Source organism: Micromonospora sp. DT41 (genome assembly GCF_049841715.1).
GTDB classification, from domain to species: Bacteria; Actinomycetota; Actinomycetes; order Mycobacteriales; family Micromonosporaceae; genus Micromonospora; species Micromonospora profundi.
On sequence record NZ_JBNCKU010000001.1, the window covers coordinates 527,531 to 547,750 of the forward strand.

Sequence of the window (20,220 nt, forward strand, 5' to 3'; positions counted from 1 at the left end):
CGCCGCGCGGGGAGCCCAGCGCGCCGCGCGGCGGAGTCGGGGCCGGTTCAGCTGTGCACGATCGTGTAGACGTCGCGGCGGCGCAGGGCGTACTCGGTGGCAACCTCGGTGATGGCGTCCCGGCGGGACAGGCCGGCCGCCTCCCGCTCGGCGACCGCCGCGCGCAGTGTGTCGTCGTCGGGGCGTTCCGGTGCGGTCACCGACGCCCCGGCGACCACCAGGGTGATCTCCCCGCGCGGGTCGCCGTCGGCGGCCCAGCGGGCCAGCTCACCGAGAGGGCGGCGGAGCACCTCCTCGTAGGTCTTCGTGAGTTCCCGGCAGAGTGCCGCCGGCCGGTCCGCTCCGAACGTCTCGGCGAGGTCGGTGAGCGCCGCGCCGATCCGGTGCGGGGCCTCGAAGAAGACGAGGGTGCGTTCCTCGGCGGCGAGCGCCCGCAGCCGGGACCGGCGGGCGCCTGGCGTCCGGGGTAGGAAGCCCTCGAAGCAGAACCGGTCGCAGGGCAGCCCGGAGACGGCGAGGGCTGTGGTGACCGCGCTGGGCCCGGGGGCGACGGTGACCGGCGCCCCGACGTCCAGCGCGGCCCTGACCAGCCGGTAGCCCGGGTCGGAGACGCTCGGCATGCCGCCGTCGGTGACCAGTGCCACCGTGTAGCCGCCGAGGATCACCTCGACCAGTTCCGGGGTCCGTCGCTCCTCGTTGCCCTCGAAATACGAGACGATCCGACCACCGACGGTGATGTCGAGGTCACGGGCCAGCCGGGTCAGGCGGCGCGTGTCCTCGGCGGCCACCACATCGGCGCTGGCCAGCACCTCCCGGAGCCGGGCCGACGCGTCGGCGGGGTTTCCGAGCGGGGCACCGAGCAGAATGAGGCGCCCAGCCTCGGACATTTCACCCACAACATCGTCTCCTTCATCGACAATCCATACCGCTATTGGGGACGACGGGCGCCACCGGGCACCCTGGCAGCCTACGATCGCCGGGTGACGAGTGCGTCGACAGCGCAGAGCCCGAGCGCCGACCCGGCAGACACGGTCGAGGTGACCGGCGAGCCCGGCCCCACGGCGGATCCACCGGCACCTCCGGTGGAAGGCGGCGGCGCTGCCGCTGTGATCCGCCGCCGGTTCGCCACAGTCGACGCCCGAGCGGACCGGTTCTCGTGGCTCGCCACCGCCGTGGTGGTGGCCATCGCGGCGATCCTCCGCTTCGTCGACCTGTCCAGCATCAAGGGCAAGATCTTCGACGAGACGTACTACGCCAAGGACGGCTACGGGCTGATCAGCCGCGGCGTCGAGTGGAACTACAAGGACAACGTCGCCTCGTACGTGGTGCACCCACCACTGGGCAAGTGGTTGATCGGCCTCGGCGAGTGGGCCTTCGGCTATCAGGACGCCGATTCGAACGTCTCCGTTCCGGGCCACCTGATCACCACCTCGCCGGAGTTCGGCTGGCGGTTCTCGGCGGCCGTCATCGGCACCCTGTCAGTGCTCCTGCTGGTCCGGATCGGCCGGCGGATGTTCCGCTCGACGGTCCTGGGCTGCGCGGCCGGTCTGCTGCTCGCCCTGGACGGCTTCCACCTGGTGCTGTCCCGCACGGCGCTGCTCGACATCTTCCTGCTGTTCTTCGTGCTTGCCGCGTTCGGCGCGTTGGTGCTCGACCGGGACGCCAGCCGCCGACGCTGGGCGCGCGCTCTCGACGACGGGCTCGACACGAGCCGGCCGGGTCGGGCCGGCCGACCGCCGACGGGATGGCGTACGTGGCCGTGGTGGCGTCTGGCCGCCGGGGTGCTGATCGGCTGCGCCTGCGCGGTGAAGTGGAGCGCCGTCTACTTCGTGCCCGCGTTCGCCCTGTTGGTGATCCTCTGGGAGGTCGGGGTCCGCCGGTCCGCGGGCGTCCGCCGACCCTGGCGGGACACAGTGCTCGACGAACTGCCGTGGCTGGTGCTGGCCGGCGTGCTGATCGTGGTCACCTACATCGCCACCTGGTCGGGGTGGCTGCTCTCCGACGACGGCTACTACCGGCTCGCGTCGTCGACGGCGTACCCGACCGACAAGCTCAGTGACGCGCCGGTGATCGGCCCGCTGATCAACCTCTTCGAATACCACCGCGCGGCGTACGGCTTCCACGCCCAACTCGACGATCCCCACAAGTACCAGTCGTGGCCGTGGCAGTGGCTGCTGCTCGGCCGTCCGGTGGCGTTCCACTACACGACCGACGGACCGTGCGGCGCACCGAGTTGCGCCTCGGAGATCCTGCTGCTGGGCACCCCGCTGCTGTGGTGGTCGTTCCTGCCCGCCCTTGTGGCGCTGGTGTGGCTGGGCGTGGCGCGGCGCGACTGGCGGGCCGGCGCGATCCTGCTCAGTGTGGCGGCGGGGCTGCTGCCCTGGTTCGTGCTCGCCCTCGACGGCCGGACGATGTTCTCGTTCTACGCCGCGCCGGTGCTGCCGTTCCTGGTGCTTGCCGTGGTCTACGTGCTGGGTGCGCTCATCGCCCCGGCCGGGGGCGAGGTGGGCGAGATGGCCCGGCTGACGCCCGGCGACCCGGCGTACGAGCGGCGGCTGGTGGGCAGTGTCGCGGCCGGCGCCTACGTGCTGCTGGTGGGGCTGTGCTTCGCGTACTTCTATCCGATTTTCGTGGGCAAGGTGATCCCGTACTCGGACTGGTTGTCGCGGATGTGGCTCGACGGCCGGTGGATATAGGCACCGGCAGGCGACGCGCCGCACAGCGCGACGCAGACGGGCCCGCACGCTTGAAGCGTGCGGGCCCGTCTGGACAAAGACGCGCGCCCCGATCGCCTGCCACGGGGGAAGCGGGCGATTGGGGCGCGCATGAAGAGCTTAACCACCCCGCACCACCGGCACAACGGGTCGACTTGGGTCAGATTTCCGACCATACTCACCGCGTCCAGCACATTCCTTCGATAGTTGACCGAGGGTAACCCGTCGTGGACCCTGCGCCTCGGTGATCTGCTTCGATGCCATGCGACGCCGCGGGCTGACGCGAGGGTCCAGTTCCGTGCCGCACCGCCTGCCGGGGCCGGTGCGGCGATCGTGACAGGAGGCGGGGCGCTGTGGAGTTACTGGCCCGGGTCCGGGAGATCTGCCTGGCCCTGCCCGAGGTGACCGAGCGACTCAGTCACGGGTCACCGACCTGGTTCGTCCGGGACAAGAGCGTCTTCGTCACCCTGCACGTCGACGGGCATCACCAGAACGACTTTCCCCACCTCTGGTGCGCGGCTCCGCCTGGTGCGCAGGCGGAGCTGACCGCCGCCGACCCGGAACGCTTCTTCCGCCCGCCCTACGTGGGTGGCCGGGGTTGGCTCGGCGTACGGCTCGACGGCGCGGTCGACTGGGTCGAGATCGACGAACTGTGCCGGGACGCGTACCGGGAGATCGCGCCGAAGCGGCTGGTCGCCCTGCTCGACGCGTCCGCCTGACCCCGCCCTCCCGCAGTGATCATCCGGACGGCCACCCGGATGATCGTCCAAAGTGGATCTCACTACACTGCGGGCCGTGATCAACTTCAGACGATCGACGGCCGTCCTCCTCGGACTGCTGGCGACCACCGCGCTGACCGGGCCGGTCCCGGCGAGAGCCGGCGAGGAGCCGGTGATCGAACCTCCCCGGGTCGAACTCGTGCTCGACGTCAGCGGCTCGATGCGCGCCGCCGACATCGACGGACGCAGCCGGATCTCGGTCGCCCAGCAGGCGTTCAACGAGGTGGTGGACGCGCTGCCGGAGGAGACGCAGCTCGGCATCCGGGTGCTCGGCGCGACCTACAAGGGCAAGGACAAGAAGGTCGGCTGCCAGGACACCCAGCAGATCGTGCCTGTCGGGCCGGTCGACCGGGCGCGGGCCAAGGAAGCGGTGGCGACACTCCGGCCGACCGGGTTCACACCGGTCGGGCTCGCGCTGCGCTCCGCCGCGCAGGATCTGGGCACCGGTTCCACCACCCGACGCATCGTGCTGATCACCGACGGGGAGGACACCTGTGCCCCGCCGGACCCCTGCGAGGTGGCCCGGGAACTGGCCGCGCAGGGCACCAGCCTCGTCGTCGACACGCTCGGACTCGCGCCCGACGAGAAGGTCCGCCGGCAACTACTGTGCATCGCCAACGCGACCGGCGGCACGTACACCGCGGCGCAGAGCGCCGAAGAGCTGACCGGACGAATCAAGCAGCTCGTCGAGCGGGCCGCCGACACCCACACCCGGGCACCGACAGTCGTCGGCGGCACCAGCGCCTGTGACTCCGCACCGCTGCTCGCCCCCGGGGTCTACGCGGACCGGGAGGCGTTCTCCGAGCACCGCTACTACCGCGTTCCGGTACGCCCCGGGCAGGAGCTGCGCGCCTCGGTGAGCATGGCTCTGGACCGGCCGGTGAACCGGGACTACGGGGTGCTGCTGCGGGCCACCGCCGCCGACGGCCGGGAACTCGTCCGAGGCGCGGACGCCGGCAGCGGACGCGCCGACGTGCTCTCCGCCGGGCTGCGCTGGTCGGCCACCGCCGACGACGAGGACGACACAGCGGCCGAGCAGAGTGCGGCACCCGTCGTCGAGCCCACCACCGTCTGCCTTGTGGTGAGCAATTCGTTCGCTCCCCGCCCCGGAACGGCCGCGACGCCCGGCATGCCTGTGGAGCTGACCATCGACGTGGTCGCCGCCGCTCCCGCCCCGGACGGACCCGACCTCGGCAGGGGCTGGGTGCTGCTCGCCCTGCTCACTGTCGCCGGCCTGCTCACCGGCCTCATCGCCGGTCTGCTCACCCGCTGGTGGGTCGCCACCTGGAGGGAGAACTGATGCGTACCCCGCTGTTCCGCCCGCTCGTCGCGCTGCTCGCCGCCGGCGGGGCCACGCTGCTGCCCGCTGCGGCGGCGGCCGCCGCCCCCACGCCGTCGCCGGGCGCCACGCCGGTGACCCGCGCCGGCACCTCGTTCCTCACCGCCACCCCGATCACCGCCGGGCAGCCGGTACGGGTGGACGCCTCGGTCGGCGACCACCTGTACTGGTCGTTCCCTGCCACCGCCGGGCAGGTCCACGAGATCAGCGCCACCATCACCTTCCCGAAGGCACGCTCCGGCGCGTCCACCTGGACCGTCGACGTCTTCGACGGGCTACGGCGGCGGCAGGCCTGCACCGCCGGGGCGCAGACCCCGACGGTGGACGCGAAGGCGTCGAGCGTGGCGCTGGGCTGCACGCTGCGCGAGGTGCGGCCCTGGGCGGAGCCGTGGTCGGCCGACCCGCTGCCCGGCACGTACGTCGTCCGGCTCTCCGTGGTGGAACTGCCCGAGCCGGACCTCGGCGCGCCCATCGACGTGGACCTGCTTGTCGGAGTCGCCGCCGACCGGGGCTCCTCGGCCGAGGACGGTGAGCTGGCCGCGCCACTTGTGGCGAACACCAAGGCGGGGACAGTGCTCACCGCCGTACCCACTGAAGACCCGGAGGCCGACGACGACGGTGATTCGCTGGCGGCCTGGCTGCCGGATCTCGGTTCGCGCTGGATCTGGACCGGCGTTGGCGGCGTGCTCGCCGCGGTGGCCGGGGTTGTCGGCTTCGCCCTGACTCGGCGTCCCCGACGCGCCTGAGACCCACGCGCAAGCCGGTGGCCCCGCCTTCGGGCGGAGCCACCGGCGGCGGGGCCGTTCGGCGGCGGGGCCGTTCGGCGGCGGGGCCGTTTACCTGCGGCGCGGGATCCAGCCGATGAAGCGATCCTGGAGAGACATGACCGGGGCGGTACGCAGATCCTCCGTGGCGGCGGCGAGACACGAACCCAGGTAGACGCTCAGCATCGCCCGGTCACCCCCGTATTCCGCCAGCAGCCGGCCGCGTTTCGTCGCGCACGGCCACTCCTCACCGCAGGAACCGCAATTCCAGCCAGGGGTCGTCGGGGCGTGCTCGTCAGCCCGTCTTCCCGGCCGTTCCGCACCATCGGTCATCGCATGTCCTCTCCAGATGTCCACGGGACTGGCGGCCGCGCACGGCCAACATTGATGGTGGTCCCCCCGGAGCCATCAGGGAGGGAGCGACGCGTCCCTCCGGTGATACATCTTTGCGGTAGCTTCTCCCCTCGTGAGAGTCAGAAAGTTGACGGTCGGCCGGTTATCGGCGCTCGACGTCCGTTTCTACCGATTGGTAGGCGACGACGATGCGTGACCTGCTGCCCCCAACCGTGGCCGTGGCCGTCGCCGGCCCCGACGACTGGGCCGGAGAGCTACTCGCCGCCGAGCAGGAATGCCTCGGCGAACGGGCGGTACAGGCCCGTCGCCGGGACTTCACCGCCGGCCGGGTCTGCGCCCGCCGGGCACTGACCGGCCTCGGCCTGCCGGCGGCGGCGGTGCCGGCCGCCGCCGACCGCGCGCCGGTCTGGCCCGCCGGCGTCGTCGGCAGCATCACCCACACCAGCGGCTACTGCGCCGCCGCCGCCGCACGCGCCACCGACCTCAGGTCCGTCGGCATGGACGCCGAGCGACACCGCGAGATCAATGCCGGGGTACGCCGACTCGTGCTGCTGCCCGAGGAGGAGGAGAACTGTGCCCGGCTGCCCGCCGGTACCTCCTGGCCGGTCGTCTACTTCAGCGCCAAGGAGACCGTCTACAAGGTCTGGTACCCGGTCGTCGGTAGCTGGCTGGACTTCCACGACGCCCACCTGAGCATCGACCCGGACGCCGGCACGTTCACCGCCCGAATCGCACCCTCCCGAGTGGACGCCGCCGACGTCGTCGACCCGCCCGCCACGATCACCGGGCGGTTCGCGGTCGCCGACGGCCTGGTCCGTACCGCCGCCGTCCTGCCGCTCAACTGAGTCGCATCGTCCACACTGGCCGGGCGGAGGCGCCGATCCGGCGCATCGACAGGGACCCTCGACAGGGCACGGTAACGTCTGCGGGTTCCCGAAACCGCAACTGACGAGGTGCCAAGGAGTACGTTGACCCACCCCCAGCCCCCCAGCGGGCCGCAGGACCCCCTACAGCCGAACCCGGAGCCACCGGCCCAGCCGTTCCCGGCGACACCGCCGCAGACCGCCGCCGACCCGACGGCCCCGACGGCGCCCGAATCGCCCAGCCCGTGGTCGCCACCTCCACCGCTGGTGTTCGGTGCGCAGCAGCCTGCCGCGCCGCAGCCCTCCTACAGCGACGAGCCGCAGCAGCCGTCGTTCGCCAGCGAGCAGCAGCAGCCGTTCGCGGGCCCGCCACAGCCGCCATTCGCTGGCGACCAGCAGCCGCCGCCGTTCGCGGGCCCGCCACAGCCGCCGTTCGCCGCCGCGCCGCAGCCGACTCCGCCGTACTCGTCACCGCCGTACTCGTCACCGCCGGGTCCGCACTGGCAGCAGCAGGCGCCGTTCGCAGCCGGTGGATATCCGCCCGCCGGTGGCGGTGGGTACCCACCGCAGGCCGGGCCGGGTTATCCGCCGCAGGCCGGGCCGGGCTATCCGCCCGGCATGCCACCGCCCGCGACGGGGGCGAACTCAACGAAGACCGTGCTGATCATCGTGGTCATCGCAGCCGTGCTCGCCCTGCTGTGCTGCGTGGGCGGCATCGTGACGATGGTCGTCGGTGCGAACCGCGCCACAAACGGGACGATCGAGTCCATACCCGAACCCGGGGCGCCGGCGCCCGCCCCGTCGTCCACCGGCGGCCCGTCGACGAACATGCCGGCTGGGAACTCCGCGCAGATCGACGACGACCGGGGCGTCATCAAGGTCACCGTGACCAAGTTCAGCACCTCCACCGAACCGTGCAGGACGAGCGGCCTCAAGCCCGACAAGGGCATGTACGTGATCGCCGACGTGACCGTTTCGATCATCGAGGGCACCGGCTCGATCAACCAGCTGTACTTCTGGTGGATCGCCGCCGACGGCACAAAGACCAGCACGATCGCCGGGGTCCTGTCCGGCTGCGGCACATCGCTGCGGTCCGGCACCAACCTGACCGCCGGCACCACCCACACCGGCACCATCGTGTTCAACGTGCCCGACACCAACGGCACGCTGGAGTACCAGCACAGGTTCAAATTCGCCGCCAGTTGGAAGCCGTGACGTTGTGACGCGGGGCCGGCCCGTCGGGCCGGCCCCGGCTTGAACAGGTCGGCTGTCTCGTCCCGGCGGCCCGACTGCCGTACCTCACCGCGCCAACTTCGCTAGCTGTCGCCACCGAAGAGGGAGAGATAGCGGCCGAGGTAGAGGGACCACCCGGTGTCGCTGTCGACTCCGTCTCGAACCGACTCCCAGCCAGGGCCGTGCCGGTCAAGATGCCGGTGTTCCAGCTCGATCCGGGTCCGGCCTGGCGCCTCGACGATGAAGGCGACTTCGACCTCGCTGGCGAGGTCCGGGTCGGGTTCGGGTTGCCAGGTCGGCCCGATGTCCCAGCTGAAGACGACGCGGGTCGGCGGCTCGTACGCGAGGACGCGCGCCCACCGGCATTCGCTGCCGTCGACACCACGGTCGTAGATGTGCCCGCCCACCCGCGGCTCGAACACGGTCGCGGCGATCGGGACCGCGAGCAGGTTGTGCTCGCGTGGCTTGAAGTCGCCGAACCGCTCGACGAACACGGTGAAAGCCTGCTCGATGGGCGCATCGACGACGATTCGCCGGCGCACCACCGCCGTAGCTGCTTGCGTCATGGACTCTCCTCGGTCTCTTCAACGATGTCCTGGTAGCCGTCCAGCGCCCGTCGCCAGAACGTGTCGAGCTGATCCCGTAGCGCGGCCAACCCGTCCGGACTCAGCCGGTAGACGCGACGGGTTCCTACCGCTTGGTCGACGACCAGGCCTGCGCCCTTGAGCACCTTGAGGTGCTGCGACACGGCTGGTCGGCTGATGGGCAGCTCATCTGCCAACTCCCCCACGGCGCGGGGTCTGTCGGCCAGGCGCTGAACGATGGCGAGCCTGCTGGGATCTCCCAGCGCCTCCCATCCCGGGTGCACTCCGTAAGTCGCCACGAACGTAAGCTACGACTTACCGATGCTAGCGTCAAGGCTGGCATCGAACACCTTGACGGGCCGACAGCCTGCGGATCACCCCTGAAATGACGACCACTGCTGGCCAGAGAAGGGGCGCGGCCGCAACACCATCAGCGGCGGCCGGTCGGCGGCGCGCGCGACGAGCGCCCAAACGGAAACAGGGCCCGAAGGCCCTGGATTCTCGCTGATCTGTGCCCGCTGATCGTGCTGGCGGGATCTTCCCTGTCGTACGTGTTGCTGGTGGAGCTGAGGGGATTTGAACCCCTGACCCCCTCGATGCGAACGAGGTGCGCTACCAGTCTGCGCCACAGCCCCCCACCGGCGAACCGGCTTCGGTCCCACCCGGCTTACACCGGGCGGGCCGGCAGCAAGGCTAACAGGTCGCCGGCCTCCACCGCGAATCCGCCCCCACCGCCGCGCCGGCACCAAGCCGACACCGCGCCGCCGCCGCAGCGAAGATCGACTCGGTTTCCTTGAAATCGGGGCATCCGGGACGCCACGACACCCCGACTTCAAGGAAACCGAGTCGATCAAGAGCCAGCACCGCCCGATCACGGCCCAACCACGGGCCTCAGGCGCCTCGGCCGGCCTCGTAGGGGCGGCCACGTAGCCCGCCGGACCGCCGGTACGACACCGAGCCACCGTTGACGGCTGCCGGCAGGTCCCCGGGGCGGTCGAGGCCCATGGCAGCTCGGCGTACCCCTTCGCGCTGTGCGGCCAGGCGACGTTGCGCCTCCCGGCGGGCAGCGGCACGGCGGGCCTGTTCGCGGCGGACCTCGGCCTGGCGGGCGGCCAGCCAGGCCGCTTCGCGGGCGCGGGCGCGGCGGCGACGGCGACCGGCGAGGGCCTGCCCCCGCAGGTGGACGACGTACATGGCCAGCAGCAGGAAGGTGACCGAGAAGCTGATCCAGAAGCCGGGGCTGACGAACAGCACGCCGATCAACTCGACGAAGTTGAGCAGCAGCAGGGCGGCGAGCACGCGGCGGCGGCGATACACGGCGGGGGTGTGCTGTCGGCGCGGCGGCGGGCGGCGACGGGACCGCTTGGGGGCCGGTGGCACGGCGCGCAGCCGGCCGGAGCGGCGGGCTGCCGGGGGCGCGGAGACCGGCGCGGCCAACCTGCCCGTAGTCGCATCTTCACTGAGAGTGATGGTCAGGGAGCGCGGAGGGTGGACGGGTCGCCGTCCGGGCACAGTGCGGCGCCGTCGGCGGCGCTGGAGCACCCGCGCCGTCGACTGCGCCCGCTCCGCCACCAGCCGCTCGGTGGCGTCGTACCGGCGAACCAACGCCGGGGCCAGGGCGAGCAGGCCGGCGGCGGCGAGGACGGCGAGGAGCACCGAGGTCGGCACCCTCACCCCTCCCGTCACCAATTCGGAGCAACCGCCACCCGACCGCAGGATCTTCCACCGATCGTGCCTGGGTGCGTAGATCGTCCGGACGGGGAACGCTTGCCACAGCTTGCAGTTACTTGAGGTTACGGCTCACCGACCGGGATGCCACCGCGCCGCGCCGATCCCGTGCGTGGGACGGCTCACCGGGCGTTGGCGCGTACCCGGTGCCACCGGGCCAGAAGACCGCCCTCGGCGGCGATCTCCTCGCTTGTCATCGCGTATCCGATGTGGTCCCGCCAGGCGCCGTCGATGTGCATGTAGCGCACGTGGTACGCCTCCTCGCGGAAGCCGAGTTTCTCCACCACCCGCCGGGACGGCCGGTTCTCCGGCCGGATGTTGACCTCCACCCGGTGCAGCCCACCCGGCCCGAACGCGTGGTCCACGGCGAGCGCGAGCGCGGTCGGGATCACGCCCTGCCCGGCGACCCGGGCGTCCACCCAGTAGCCGACGTACCCGGAGCAGAAGGCGCGCCGGACGATGCTGCCCACGTTGAGGTGCCCGACCAGTCGTTCCCGATCGCCCTCGCGCAGGCAGACGGCGAACGGCATGCCCTCGCCCTCGCGGGCCGACCGGCGTTGGTCGCGGTGCACCCAGCGGAACGCGGCAGGCGAGTTCAGTTCGTCCCAACTGCCGGGCAGCGACGACTCCCAGGGCGCCAGCCAGGCCCGGTTGGCCCGGCGTACCTCCGACCAGGCCGCCGCGTCGGAGCGCCGGTAGGGGCGCAGCAGCACCGGGCCGTCGGCCAGCACCGCCGGCCAGCCGGGTGCCCGCGCGGGTCCGAAGAGACTCACACGCACAGTCTCCCGCGCGGGACCCTGTCGCGCGCAAGTGGACCCGCGATGAACCGCCGACCACGCATCGCGGGAGCGGACCGCGAGCGGGCAGATCGGGCAACCGTCACCGACGGCGATCGAGCAGCAGTACGTCCACGGTGGAGCCGGCGGCGGCGGTGGTGACCCGCTCGCCGAGCACCAGCAGGCCGTTCGCCTCGGCCAGCCCGGACAGTGTGAACGGCCCGCCGCTGAGCGGCTGCACCGTGTACCCGCCGCCACGCCGCTCGGCGACGTGCGCGGGCCGGAACTCCCGTAGCCCACCCGGGGACGACACGGTCTCCAGCAGGTGCGCGCGGACGCTGGGACGGAACACCGGCTCGGCGCCGGCGAGCAGTTGGATGGCGGGACGCGCCAGCACCTCGAAGCCGATAAGCGCCGCGCCGGGATCGCCGGGCAGGCAGACCACCGGCACCTCCTCCGCGCCGACAGTGCCGAAGCCGAGCGCGGTGCCCGGATAGAGCGCCACATCGGTGAAGGTGACAGGGCCGGCCCGGCCACCCTCACGGCGGGACAGGATCCGGCGCACCATGTCGCCGGGACCGGTGCCGGTACCGCCCGTCGTGATGATCAGGTCGGCGCGCAGGGTCTGGTCCTCCAGAAGCCCGCGCAGCCCTTCCGGGTCGTCGTCGCAGATGCCCACCCGGTACGCCAGGGCGCCCACCTCGGCAGCGGCTGCGGTCAGCGCGTGCGAGTTGGCGTCCACCACCTGCCCGGGCTGGCTGCCCCGGCCGACGTCGACAAGCTCGTCGCCGGTGGCCACGATGACGACCCGTGGGCTGGGCCGGACCACCACGTGCCCGATGCCGGTGGCGGCGAAGACCGCTACCAGCGCCGGGGAGACGTACGTGCCGGCACGGGCGAGCAGGGTGCCGGCGGCCAACTCCTCACCGGCGCGGCGCACCCCGTACCCCCGCTTGGGGGCGCGGAAGATCTCGACGGCGGCCATGCCCTGGTCGGTCCATTCGACAGGGACCACGACGTCGGCGGCGACCGGCAGCGGCGCCCCGGCGGCCACCGAGAAACACGAGCCCGGGGTGAGCCGCACCGGTCGCCAGCTCGCCGCGCCCAGGTCGCCGACCACGTTGAGCCGGATGGTCCGCCCACCGGGCGTACCGGAGGGGGCCGGGATGTAGCTCGGACCCCGGCCCCCTCCGGAGATGTCCTCCCAGCGGGCCGCGTACCCGTCCACGGCCGCCTGGTCGAAGGCCGGGAAGGCGTGCGGCGCGACGACGTCCTCGGCGAGGACGTTGCCGTGCGCCTGGGTGAGGTCGAGGTCGAGTGGCGGCAGCGCTCGTAACCTGCGCAGCACGCTGCCCAGGTAGTCGGCGAGCGGCGTCAACTCGTTCGCGGCCGCCTCGGCGTCGGCCGTAGCTGTCATGTACCAGATCCGCCTGCCGCGTCGGTCCGCACGAAGTCGGCCAGCCAGGAGCGGAACTCGGTGCCGAGATCCTCGCGCTCGGCGGCGATCTGCACGACCGTCTGGAGGTAACCCAGCGGCATGCCGGTGTCGTAGCGGGTGCCCCGGTAGACGATCGCGTGCACCGGGGTGCCCTCGGTGCGCAGCAACTCCATGGCGTCGGTCAGCTGGATCTCGCCGCCGCTGCCCGGCTTGGTCCGCCGGATCGCGTCGAAGATCTTCCCCGGCAGGACGTACCGGCCGAGCACTGCGAGGTTGCTCGGGGCGTCCTCCGGCTGCGGCTTCTCCACCATGCCTGTCACCTTGACGACCTCGCCGATGTCGGTCAGCTCCGACTCGGCGGGCTCGACGGAGGCGATGCCGTACCGCTTGGTGTCGGCCGGGTCGACCTCGAAGAAGGCGAGCACCACGCCGCCGGTGCGGGCCTGCAACTCGAGCATGGCCGGCAGCAGCGGCTCGGACGGCTTGACGAACTCGTCGCCGAGCAGCACAGCGAACGGCTGGTCGCCGACGTGCGACTCGGCGTACCCGACTGCGTGACCGAGCCCGAGCTGCTCCGGCTGCCGGACGGTGTAGATCTCGGCCAGCTCACTGGGCCCACGCACGGCGGCCAGCCGTTCCGCGTCGCCCTTCTCCTCGAGCCTGGCCTCCAGGTCGGGGCGACGGTCGAAGTGGTCCACCATCGACGTCTTACCCCGCCCGGTGATCAGCAACACGTCGCCGATGCCGGCCTGGGTTGCCTCCTCGACGATGTACTGCAACACGGGCCGGTCAACCACCGGTAGCAGTTCCTTGGGCACCGCCTTGGTGGCCGGCAGGAAGCGGGTGGCCAGTCCGGCGGCCGGGATGACGGCCTTGACCGCCAGGGGACGGCCGGTTGCGGCGACCGTCGATGAGGGGTTCGCTGAGTGCTCCGACATGCCGCGAGACTATCGGCCACGGCTCTGCCGCGGCGGGTGTGGCCCAGAAGACGCGCCGCCGCCCGGCCCCGGCCGCCCGGCGTCCGGGCCGGCCCGCGAGCCTTCCCCGGTGGTGGCGGCCGCGTCGTCGGTCGGCTCCGGCCGGGCGTGCGCCGGCCCCGGCGGGTTCGATTCGGGTACGCCCGCAGCCGACTCCGACCGGGCGGGCCCGCCCGGCTCCCGTTGGGCGTGCACGGGCTGGCCGGCGCGCGGCAGCCCGTCGGGTGGGCTGACGGCGCCCGAGGACACCGGGATCTCGCACATCGGCACGTCGGGGCGGATCTCGGCGACCCGATAGGTGTCCCGACCGGCCGCCTTGGCCGCGTACAGGGCGTCGTCGGCGGCTTCCAGCACCTCCCGTCCGGTGGTGCCGTGGTGCGGGTAGACGGCGATGCCCACCGACACGGTCACCACGACCGGCCCGGCGTACGCCTCGACGGCCACCGGCGTCTCCCGTACCGCCGCGCCCAGCCGTTCCGCGACGATCGCCGCACCCCGGGCGTCGGTCTCAGGCAGGAGCAGCACGAACTCCTCGCCGCCCTGCCGGAAGGCGAGGTCCACCTCGCGGATCTCGCCGCGCACCCGCTGGGCGAACTCGGCAAGCACCGTGTCCCCCGCCGCGTGCCCGTACGTGTCGTTGACGTCCTTGAAGCGGTCCAGGTCGAGGGCGAGCACGCTGAGCATCCGGCCGAACCGGCTGGCCCTCTCCACCTCCCGCCGGATCGACTCGCTCAGGTAGCGGTAGTTCCACAGCCCGGTGAGCGGATCGGTGAGGGAGAGCCGCTGCGCCTCCTCGTGCACCCGGACGTTGTCCACCGCCACTGCCGCGTGCCCGGCGAAGGTGCGCAGGGTGACGAGGTCGTCGTCGTCGAACTCGTCGGCGCCCAGCCGGTCGTAGAGGGCAAGCACACCGAGCGCCGCCGCCGGCGCGCCTGCCTCGTCGGTCTCGTCGGCCTCCACCACCGTTCCACGCGAGCCGGTCGCCGGTCCGCCGCCCGGGGTGGCGAACGGCACCGCCACGTACGTTCGGCAGCGTGGCTCCCCCGTCGGGGCCTCGGTCGCCTCCACGCGCCCCCGCTGCGGCACACCGGTTGCGGCAACCGCGCCCACCACGCCGACGCCCACCGGCACCCGCAGCGGCTCCGGGCCCTCCTGGTCCTCCGCCGGCCAGCGCCCGTCCAGCCCTTCGCTGCACTGGGCAACGAGCACCCCGCCGGATTCCACGAGCAGCACCGCGCCGGCCCGCGCACCGGTGGCCGCGATGGCGCTGTGCAGGATCACCCGCAGGATGCGTTGCAGGTCATGGGTGCTGGCCAGGGTGTCGCCCAGCACCGCCAGGTGCCCGCGCAACTGGTCGCGGCTGCTGGTGAGCGCAGCGACGTACGACCCGGTCTCCCGGGTCATCCGGTTGAACGCGACGGCCAGGCGGCCCAGCTCGTCCCTGCTGCGCACCGGCACCCGGGCGGTCAGGTCGCCGTGCGCCACCCGGTCCACGGCACCGGCCAACTCCACAAGCGGTCGGGTGGTCACCCGGGCCAGCCGCCAGGCGGCCAGCACGGCGAGCAGCCCGGCCAGCACGACCGCGCCGGCCAGCGTGACGGGCAGACCGGGTGGCCGCTCGCTGGGCACCGAGAGCACCAGCGGCAGCGGCTGCCCGCTTGACGGCCCGATCCGCCGCACGTACCGGCCGTCGGTGGTCTCCGTGACCCGTTCGCCGTCGGTGGTCTTGGCGGCGGCCAGCACCGCGTCGCGTACCTCGCGGGACTCGGTGGTGTGGGTGAACCTGGCGGCGCTCGCACCTCCGTCGAGCAGCGTGACTGCCACGCCGGTGACCGCCGCCAGCCGGGCCACGAAGTCGGGGTCGACCAGCTGCGCGGCGGCCACCGTACCCACCAGGGCCCCGGCCCGGTCGTGCAGGTCGACCCGGGCGGCCAGCGCGCGGACCGGGCCGGGCGCCGAGGTTGCCGGGCCGGAGCAGTCCCGCCAGGGGGTCGGCGGCGCGCCCGGTGACGCGTACGTGACCTGGCCGGTCACGTCGGTGATCAGGACGGCGGCGGCCAGCCCTCGGCCGATGAGCTGGCCGGCGGCGACGGCGGGTTCGCCGGTGAGGGCGACCGCGTCGGCCGTGGCACGTAGCTGCTGGCAGAGTGCGTCGACCGAGGTACGCACTGTGGACGCGGCGACCGCGAGGCGCTCAATTGATCGACTGTGGTCGACGGCCGCGACGGTGGAGGCGACGAAGAAGGCCCCGAGCAGGACTGGCCCGAGCACCACAACGAGGAAGGCTCCTGTCAGCCGTCCGCGTAGCGTCACTCGGTCCCCCCGGAAGTTCCGCCTCCGTTGCTTGCGATGCTGACACAGAGCGACCGTGGTAGTGGTGTTGCGTCAGGAGTGTTGCGTGCCGGAATTTTCGGATGAAGCGGAAGCGGCCCGAGAGGCCAAGCGACAGACCCGCGCCGAGCTGCTCGCCCGCCGCCGGGCCCTGCCTGGTCCGACGCGGGCCGCCGCCGCCGGGCGCGTCCAAGCCGAGCTGGTCACACTGGTACGCCGGCTGCGTCCTCGCCGGATGACGGCGTACGTGCCGGTCGGCTCCGAGCCGGGTGGCGCCGACCTGCCGGAGGTGCTGCGGGCTGCGCTGCCGACAGGTGCCGAGCTGCTGCTGCCGGTGCTCCGCGACGACCTGGATCTGGACTGGGCTGCGTACGCCGGACCGGACGCTCTGGTGGCGGCCGGCCGGGGCATCCGTGAGCCGGTCGGGCCACGGCTCGGGGTGGACGCGGTGGCCCGCGCGGAGCTGGTGGTCGTACCGGCGCTGGCCGTCGACCTGGGTGGCCGGCGGCTGGGCCGGGGCGGCGGCTCGTACGACAGGGCGCTGGCACGGGTGCCGACCGCCGCGCTGACCGTTGTGCCGCTGCACGACGGAGAGCTGGTCGAGGCGCTTCCCGTCGAGGTGCACGACCTTCCGGTCCGAGCGGTCGTCACCCCGGCCGACGGGGTGCGTACGCTTGATAACGGCCCGGGTAGAGCGCATGGTGTCGCGCCCCACACGTCCGCTGGACGAACCCGGGGCGAATGACGCACCATTGGCACTCGAATACGTCGAGTGCCAACTGGCGCCGAGTGCCAACTGGCCCGAGCCCGATACCGGAGGAGAACGTGCCTACGTACCAGTACGCCTGCACCGCGTGCGGTCACCAGCTCGAGGCGGTGCAGTCCTTCTCCGACGAGCCGCTGACCGAGTGCCCGACGTGCCAGGGGCGGCTGCGCAAGGTCTTCAACTCCGTCGGCATCGTCTTCAAGGGCTCAGGCTTCTACCGCACCGACTCCCGCGCGGCAGGCTCTGAGGGTTCGACCGCCGGCACGGCGAGCAAGACCGAGTCGTCCTCGTCGACCTCGGGTGGGGATTCCGGCTCGTCGAGTTCGTCCTCGGGCGGGTCGTCGTCCGGCGGGTCGTCGTCCGGGTCGTCTTCGTCTGGCGGGTCGTCCGGGTCGTCTTCGTCGGGGTCCTCCTCGTCGGGGGCGTCGTCCTCGTCCGGTGGGTCGAGTGGTGGCAAGGCCCCGGCGGGCAGCTCCACCTCCTGACCCACGCGGCCAGCCTGGGTCCGCGACTTCTTGATCGACTCGGGTTCCTGGAAATCGGCCTGTCCCAGCCACTCGGACACCCCGATTTCCAGGAACCCGAGTGGATCAGCGCTGGTGCCGTCTCGCGCCATAGGCGGACTCGCCGTAGGCCGCCTCGCGCCATAGCAGGTCTGGCCGCCGGATGGGCGTTGTCCACAGGCCAGCGGGTTATCCACAGACGCCCTCGCGAGGGCGGAGCGATGGTCACGAACGGCCTAGCCTGCCGTCCACGGGTGCCACAACGGCGCCCGGGACGGGAGGTTCCCGATGGCGACAGGCGATCCGGGTTCGGCGCGGGCGCTGCGCCCGCTGCGTCGGCTGGCCCTGCCCGGCGGGCGCACCCTGCTCCGGAGCGCGCTCGTCGCCGCACTGCTGGGCTTGGCCGCCGCCGTCCTGCACACCCCGCCCACCTGCCCGCCGACCGATGCCGTCGGCCGGCCCCCGGGGCGCTCGGGCGAGGCCAACGGCGGGCCACTCTCGTCGAGCGGGCCGGCCGGCACAGGCCAGGGCCAGACCGGTACGGGTGACGGCCAGTCCGGCACCGGCCAGACCGGTACCGGCCAGTCCGGCACCGGTCAGACCGACACTGGGCAGGCCGGGGCCGGCCAGACCGGCACCGGCCAGTCCGGGGCCGGTCAGACCGACACTGGGCAAGGGCGGAGCGGCACTGCTGAAGGCGGCACGCACCCGTCCTCGGGTCCGCTACCACTGCCCAGCGGCGCGGTAGGGGTGCCGATCCGGTTGGCCGAGCCGGCAGCGCTGGCGGTCGTCCGGCCGGGCGCCCGGGTCGACCTGCTGGCCGCGCCGCCGGGCGGGGCGGATGCCGCCGAGGCGACAGTGCTGGCACCTCGGGCCCTGGTACTGGACGTATTGGGTGCCGGTGCGACCGACGGCTCCGCCGCGCTGTACCTGGCGCTCAGCCCCGACCAGGCACAACGCGCGGTCGGGTTGCCCGAGGGCAGCCGCTTCGCGATCGTCGTACGCGGCTGACCGCCCAGCTCGAACGATGCCCGAGGTAGACCGACGCCGAACCTGGTGCTGACCCTGGGGCAGGCGGGCGTCGAGCCTGGAGCTGGCCGGAGGCCTGCGGGCGCCGAGCCTGGAGCTGAGCTGCCGCTGTCGACCGGGCAGCGCCTCGGCGGCTGACCGAGAGGCGGCAGTCAGTCCCAGTGTGGGGGACGCTGCGCGAGGAGCCAGTCGTCGTTGCCGCTGGCCCGCTCGCCCCAGCCCTGATCGGTGTCGTCCGAGGTCTGCTCGGGCAGCACCACGAAATCGTCGCTCAGGTCGACAGTGCGGTCGTCGTCGCCGCGCGTGCCCTGCGTACCGGGGTCCTCGGTGCTCACGAGCGGCAAGACTAGCGCAGCTTGCGGCAGCAGCCCGTCCGCAGACGGGCCGCGCCGGCCAGGAGCAACCGGACGACGGGCACGGAGATCACAGGGCCTTCGGTCAGCGGGTTCGCGCCACCAGCAACCGGACCAAGCGGTCCACACCGGCCAGAAGTGACCGGACCGACCGCCACGTTGGTAGCGTCGGACGGCGTGACGACACCCAGCGGTGGCAGCACCCCGGACGACTACTGGCGCCGGCCCGTAACCGGTGACGGCGAACAGGCGGGCCGCCCACCCGCCGCGCCTGCCGGTGCCTCCCCGAGCGCCTACCCGGGGCCACCGCCGAGCGTGCCGCCCCCGGCCGGCTGGCGACCTCCCGTGCACCTTCAGCCGGCACCGCCCCGACGGCTACCTCCGCAGGACATGGCCGACCTGGATGCCGCCGAGCAGCGCTCGCAGCGGGTCACCTACGGCTTCGGCGCGGCGGCCGGCGTGGTGCTAGTGGTACTCGTCTGCCTGCTCTGCTCGCGGGTCATCTTCTGATCCCCTGATCGCGCCGCCGCGCCCCGGTCAGAGGGTCGTGCCCCAGACCGCCTCGGCACCCGAGTGACCGGTCAGGTAGACGTACACCAGGGCGGCGATGGACAGCGCGACGACCGCCACCGCGAGCACCGGCGTCACCAGGTTCGGCAGCCTCGGCACCCGGGGATGTCCGCTGGTCACCACGAGCAGCAGGATGGCGACGATCCCGAGCGGCAGCACGATGCGGAACAGGATGTCGCCGTACCGGGAGTGCTCGAAGATCTGGTTGAGAATCTGGCCCTGGTAACCCCGGGCCACCAGCGCATCGGTGAACGCTTCGCCGGACTTGACGGCCACGAAGGCGGTCACCGGCGCGGTCACGGCGAGGATGCCCAGCGCCCAGTCCAACCGGTGCCGCCAACGCGGCAGTCCCACGTACCCGATGGCCAGCACCGCAAGCAGCGGCACGAAGACCACCACCGCGTGTACCACGAGGACGTGAGCCGGTAGACCCAGGATCTCCTCGAACATCGACTCCTCCTGGTGGATCACGGTCACAGGACCGCAAGCGTACGGACCGCGGGTCGTTTCCCGGGTTCTCTCCCGAAGACACGTGCGGCGCCGCCGTCGGGTTCAGCACGGGACGGTCCTGGGCCGGGAATCCCAGGTTGTGTTCGTGACCACGGCGACGGACAGACGGTTGTCGATGCCGACCGCGCGTGCTGTCATTGGCTCATGTCCGGTGCCGAGGAGCAGCTGCGCTCGAAGGGTCTGCGGGTCACCCGACCGCGCCTCGCGGTGCTCGACGTGCTCGCCGGTGGTGGTCACCTGGACGTCGACGAGATCACGCGGCGGGTCCGCGAACGCCTCGACTCCGTCTCCACCCAGGCGGTGTACGACGTGCTGGGGGCGCTGTCGAGGGCGGGCCTGTCCCGCCGGATCGAGCCGGCTGGCAGTCCCGCCCGGTACGAGGCACGTGCCGGCGACAACCACCACCACGTGGTCTGCCGGGGCTGTGGCGAGATCGCCGACGTCGATTGCGCGGTGGGCAGCGCACCCTGCCTGGAGCCGGGCGTCGCGCACGCCTTCGAGGTGGACGAGGCGGAGGTGACCTTCTGGGGTCTCTGCCCGGCCTGCCAGTCCCGCCGCTCCGCCGACAGCTGACAGGCGACCGCCCGCCTCCACCTCCGCGCGAGCGGC

Annotated in this window: 21 protein-coding genes, 1 tRNA gene and 1 pseudogene; 11 read left to right on the forward strand and 12 right to left on the reverse strand. The window is 72.5% G+C overall.

The window, feature by feature from the left end; all coding sequences use genetic code 11:
• Window positions 1–47: 47 nt before the first annotated feature.
• A complete protein-coding gene (gene rsmI, locus ACLQ23_RS02350) occupies window positions 48–887 on the reverse strand; it encodes a 16S rRNA (cytidine(1402)-2'-O)-methyltransferase (RefSeq protein WP_425880339.1) in 840 nt (279 codons plus the stop codon).
• Between the two features lie 93 nt (window positions 888–980).
• Between rsmI and ACLQ23_RS02355 the strand changes: the two genes are divergently transcribed.
• The 6 genes from ACLQ23_RS02355 (at window position 981) to ACLQ23_RS02380 (ending at window position 8,028) form a co-directional block, all read left to right on the forward strand.
• Window positions 981–2,696: a dolichyl-phosphate-mannose--protein mannosyltransferase gene (locus ACLQ23_RS02355; RefSeq protein ID WP_425734695.1), complete on the forward strand. Its 1,716-nt coding sequence runs from the start codon at window positions 981–983 to the stop codon at window positions 2,694–2,696.
• Window positions 2,697–3,067: 371 nt separating this feature from the next.
• Window positions 3,068–3,433, forward strand: coding sequence for an MmcQ/YjbR family DNA-binding protein (locus tag ACLQ23_RS02360; RefSeq protein ID WP_355592660.1), 366 nt, complete (start codon window positions 3,068–3,070; stop codon window positions 3,431–3,433).
• Between the two features lie 76 nt (window positions 3,434–3,509).
• Window positions 3,510–4,793, forward strand: a complete 1,284-nt coding sequence (locus ACLQ23_RS02365) for a VWA domain-containing protein (RefSeq protein ID WP_425880277.1) — start codon at window positions 3,510–3,512, stop codon at window positions 4,791–4,793.
• Window positions 4,793–5,578, forward strand: coding sequence for a peptidase (locus tag ACLQ23_RS02370; protein WP_355592662.1), 786 nt, complete (start codon window positions 4,793–4,795; stop codon window positions 5,576–5,578). Before ACLQ23_RS02365 ends, ACLQ23_RS02370 begins: the two co-directional genes overlap by 1 nt.
• 560 nt (window positions 5,579–6,138) lie before the next feature.
• A complete protein-coding gene (locus ACLQ23_RS02375; protein ID WP_355592663.1) occupies window positions 6,139–6,795 on the forward strand; it encodes a 4'-phosphopantetheinyl transferase family protein in 657 nt (218 codons plus the stop codon).
• 123 nt (window positions 6,796–6,918) lie between these two features.
• Complete coding sequence (locus tag ACLQ23_RS02380) at window positions 6,919–8,028, forward strand: DUF4352 domain-containing protein (protein WP_355592664.1); 1,110 nt, start codon at window positions 6,919–6,921, stop codon at window positions 8,026–8,028.
• 101 nt (window positions 8,029–8,129) lie between these two features.
• Here the strand turns inward: ACLQ23_RS02380 and ACLQ23_RS02385 are convergent, their stop codons facing one another.
• From ACLQ23_RS02385 to ACLQ23_RS02420, 8 genes are all read right to left on the reverse strand, one after another.
• Complete coding sequence (locus ACLQ23_RS02385; protein WP_355592665.1) at window positions 8,130–8,612, reverse strand: SRPBCC family protein; 483 nt, start codon at window positions 8,610–8,612, stop codon at window positions 8,130–8,132.
• Window positions 8,609–8,929: an ArsR/SmtB family transcription factor gene (locus ACLQ23_RS02390; RefSeq protein ID WP_355592666.1), complete on the reverse strand. Its 321-nt coding sequence runs from the start codon at window positions 8,927–8,929 to the stop codon at window positions 8,609–8,611. Before ACLQ23_RS02390 ends, ACLQ23_RS02385 begins: the two co-directional genes overlap by 4 nt.
• 259 nt (window positions 8,930–9,188) lie before the next feature.
• Window positions 9,189–9,265: transfer RNA gene (locus tag ACLQ23_RS02395), tRNA-Ala, on the reverse strand.
• Between the two features lie 256 nt (window positions 9,266–9,521).
• Window positions 9,522–10,304 carry a divisome protein SepX/GlpR gene (locus ACLQ23_RS02400; RefSeq protein ID WP_197281626.1) on the reverse strand — a complete coding sequence of 261 codons (783 nt, stop codon included), beginning with the start codon at window positions 10,302–10,304 and terminating at the stop codon, window positions 9,522–9,524.
• Window positions 10,305–10,480: 176 nt separating this feature from the next.
• Window positions 10,481–11,131 (reverse strand): GNAT family N-acetyltransferase, encoded by a 651-nt coding sequence (locus ACLQ23_RS02405; RefSeq protein WP_355592668.1) that lies wholly within the window; start codon window positions 11,129–11,131, stop codon window positions 10,481–10,483.
• A 106-nt stretch (window positions 11,132–11,237) separates the two neighbouring features.
• Window positions 11,238–12,551 (reverse strand): molybdopterin molybdotransferase MoeA, encoded by a 1,314-nt coding sequence (gene glp / locus ACLQ23_RS02410; protein WP_355592670.1) that lies wholly within the window; start codon window positions 12,549–12,551, stop codon window positions 11,238–11,240.
• Window positions 12,548–13,510: a UTP--glucose-1-phosphate uridylyltransferase gene (locus ACLQ23_RS02415; protein ID WP_355592672.1), complete on the reverse strand. Its 963-nt coding sequence runs from the start codon at window positions 13,508–13,510 to the stop codon at window positions 12,548–12,550. The genes glp and ACLQ23_RS02415 overlap by 4 nt, the downstream gene beginning before the upstream one ends.
• A gap of 9 nt (window positions 13,511–13,519) precedes the next feature.
• A complete protein-coding gene (locus ACLQ23_RS02420) occupies window positions 13,520–15,862 on the reverse strand; it encodes a GGDEF domain-containing protein (RefSeq protein ID WP_355592674.1) in 2,343 nt (780 codons plus the stop codon).
• A gap of 85 nt (window positions 15,863–15,947) precedes the next feature.
• Between ACLQ23_RS02420 and ACLQ23_RS02425 the strand changes: the two genes are divergently transcribed.
• Complete coding sequence (locus ACLQ23_RS02425; RefSeq protein WP_355592676.1) at window positions 15,948–16,625, forward strand: 5-formyltetrahydrofolate cyclo-ligase; 678 nt, start codon at window positions 15,948–15,950, stop codon at window positions 16,623–16,625.
• Window positions 16,622–16,798 (forward strand): annotated as a pseudogene (locus ACLQ23_RS02430) (FmdB family zinc ribbon protein); the annotation flags it as partial. The gene ACLQ23_RS02425 and the pseudogene ACLQ23_RS02430, both read left to right, overlap by 4 nt.
• 62 nt (window positions 16,799–16,860) lie before the next feature.
• Here ACLQ23_RS02430 and ACLQ23_RS02435 read toward each other — a convergent pair.
• The gene (locus tag ACLQ23_RS02435; RefSeq protein WP_355592869.1) at window positions 16,861–17,211 is read right to left on the reverse strand and encodes a hypothetical protein; all 351 of its coding nucleotides are present in this window, start codon (window positions 17,209–17,211) and stop codon (window positions 16,861–16,863) included.
• A 226-nt stretch (window positions 17,212–17,437) separates the two neighbouring features.
• On the opposite strand from ACLQ23_RS02435, the gene ACLQ23_RS02440 reads away from it, so the two are divergent.
• Complete coding sequence (locus ACLQ23_RS02440; protein ID WP_425880278.1) at window positions 17,438–18,160, forward strand: hypothetical protein; 723 nt, start codon at window positions 17,438–17,440, stop codon at window positions 18,158–18,160.
• 170 nt (window positions 18,161–18,330) lie between these two features.
• Here ACLQ23_RS02440 and ACLQ23_RS02445 read toward each other — a convergent pair whose 3' ends face one another.
• A complete protein-coding gene (locus ACLQ23_RS02445; RefSeq protein ID WP_355592680.1) occupies window positions 18,331–18,513 on the reverse strand; it encodes a hypothetical protein in 183 nt (60 codons plus the stop codon).
• 195 nt (window positions 18,514–18,708) lie between these two features.
• Here ACLQ23_RS02445 and ACLQ23_RS02450 point away from each other — a divergent pair, with 195 nt between their 5' ends.
• Window positions 18,709–19,041, forward strand: coding sequence for a hypothetical protein (locus ACLQ23_RS02450; RefSeq protein WP_355592682.1), 333 nt, complete (start codon window positions 18,709–18,711; stop codon window positions 19,039–19,041).
• A gap of 27 nt (window positions 19,042–19,068) precedes the next feature.
• On the opposite strand, the gene ACLQ23_RS02455 is transcribed toward ACLQ23_RS02450, so the two are convergent.
• Entirely contained in the window at window positions 19,069–19,551 is a 483-nt protein-coding gene (locus tag ACLQ23_RS02455) for a DUF2231 domain-containing protein (RefSeq protein ID WP_355592857.1), read from the reverse strand.
• Window positions 19,552–19,755: 204 nt separating this feature from the next.
• Here ACLQ23_RS02455 and ACLQ23_RS02460 point away from each other — a divergent pair, with 204 nt between their 5' ends.
• Entirely contained in the window at window positions 19,756–20,184 is a 429-nt protein-coding gene (locus tag ACLQ23_RS02460) for a Fur family transcriptional regulator (protein ID WP_053659205.1), read from the forward strand.
• Window positions 20,185–20,220: the final 36 nt, after the last annotated feature.

Bases quoted from the DNA above. Each gene is read 5' to 3' on its own strand.
- ACLQ23_RS02455 (WP_355592857.1), bottom strand. From the start codon at position 19,551: ATGTTCGAGGAGATCCTGGGTCTACCGGCTCACGTCCTCGTGGTACAC.
- ACLQ23_RS02415 (WP_355592672.1), bottom strand. From the start codon at position 13,510: ATGTCGGAGCACTCAGCGAACCCCTCATCGACGGTCGCCGCAACCGGC.
- ACLQ23_RS02375 (WP_355592663.1), top strand. From the start codon at position 6,139: ATGCGTGACCTGCTGCCCCCAACCGTGGCCGTGGCCGTCGCCGGCCCC.
- ACLQ23_RS02370 (WP_355592662.1), top strand. From the start codon at position 4,793: ATGCGTACCCCGCTGTTCCGCCCGCTCGTCGCGCTGCTCGCCGCCGGC.
- rsmI (WP_425880339.1), bottom strand. From the start codon at position 887: ATGTCCGAGGCTGGGCGCCTCATTCTGCTCGGTGCCCCGCTCGGAAAC.
- ACLQ23_RS02385 (WP_355592665.1), bottom strand. From the start codon at position 8,612: ATGACGCAAGCAGCTACGGCGGTGGTGCGCCGGCGAATCGTCGTCGAT.
- ACLQ23_RS02440 (WP_425880278.1), top strand. From the start codon at position 17,438: ATGGCGACAGGCGATCCGGGTTCGGCGCGGGCGCTGCGCCCGCTGCGT.
- glp (WP_355592670.1), bottom strand. From the start codon at position 12,551: ATGACAGCTACGGCCGACGCCGAGGCGGCCGCGAACGAGTTGACGCCG.
- ACLQ23_RS02460 (WP_053659205.1), top strand. From the start codon at position 19,756: ATGTCCGGTGCCGAGGAGCAGCTGCGCTCGAAGGGTCTGCGGGTCACC.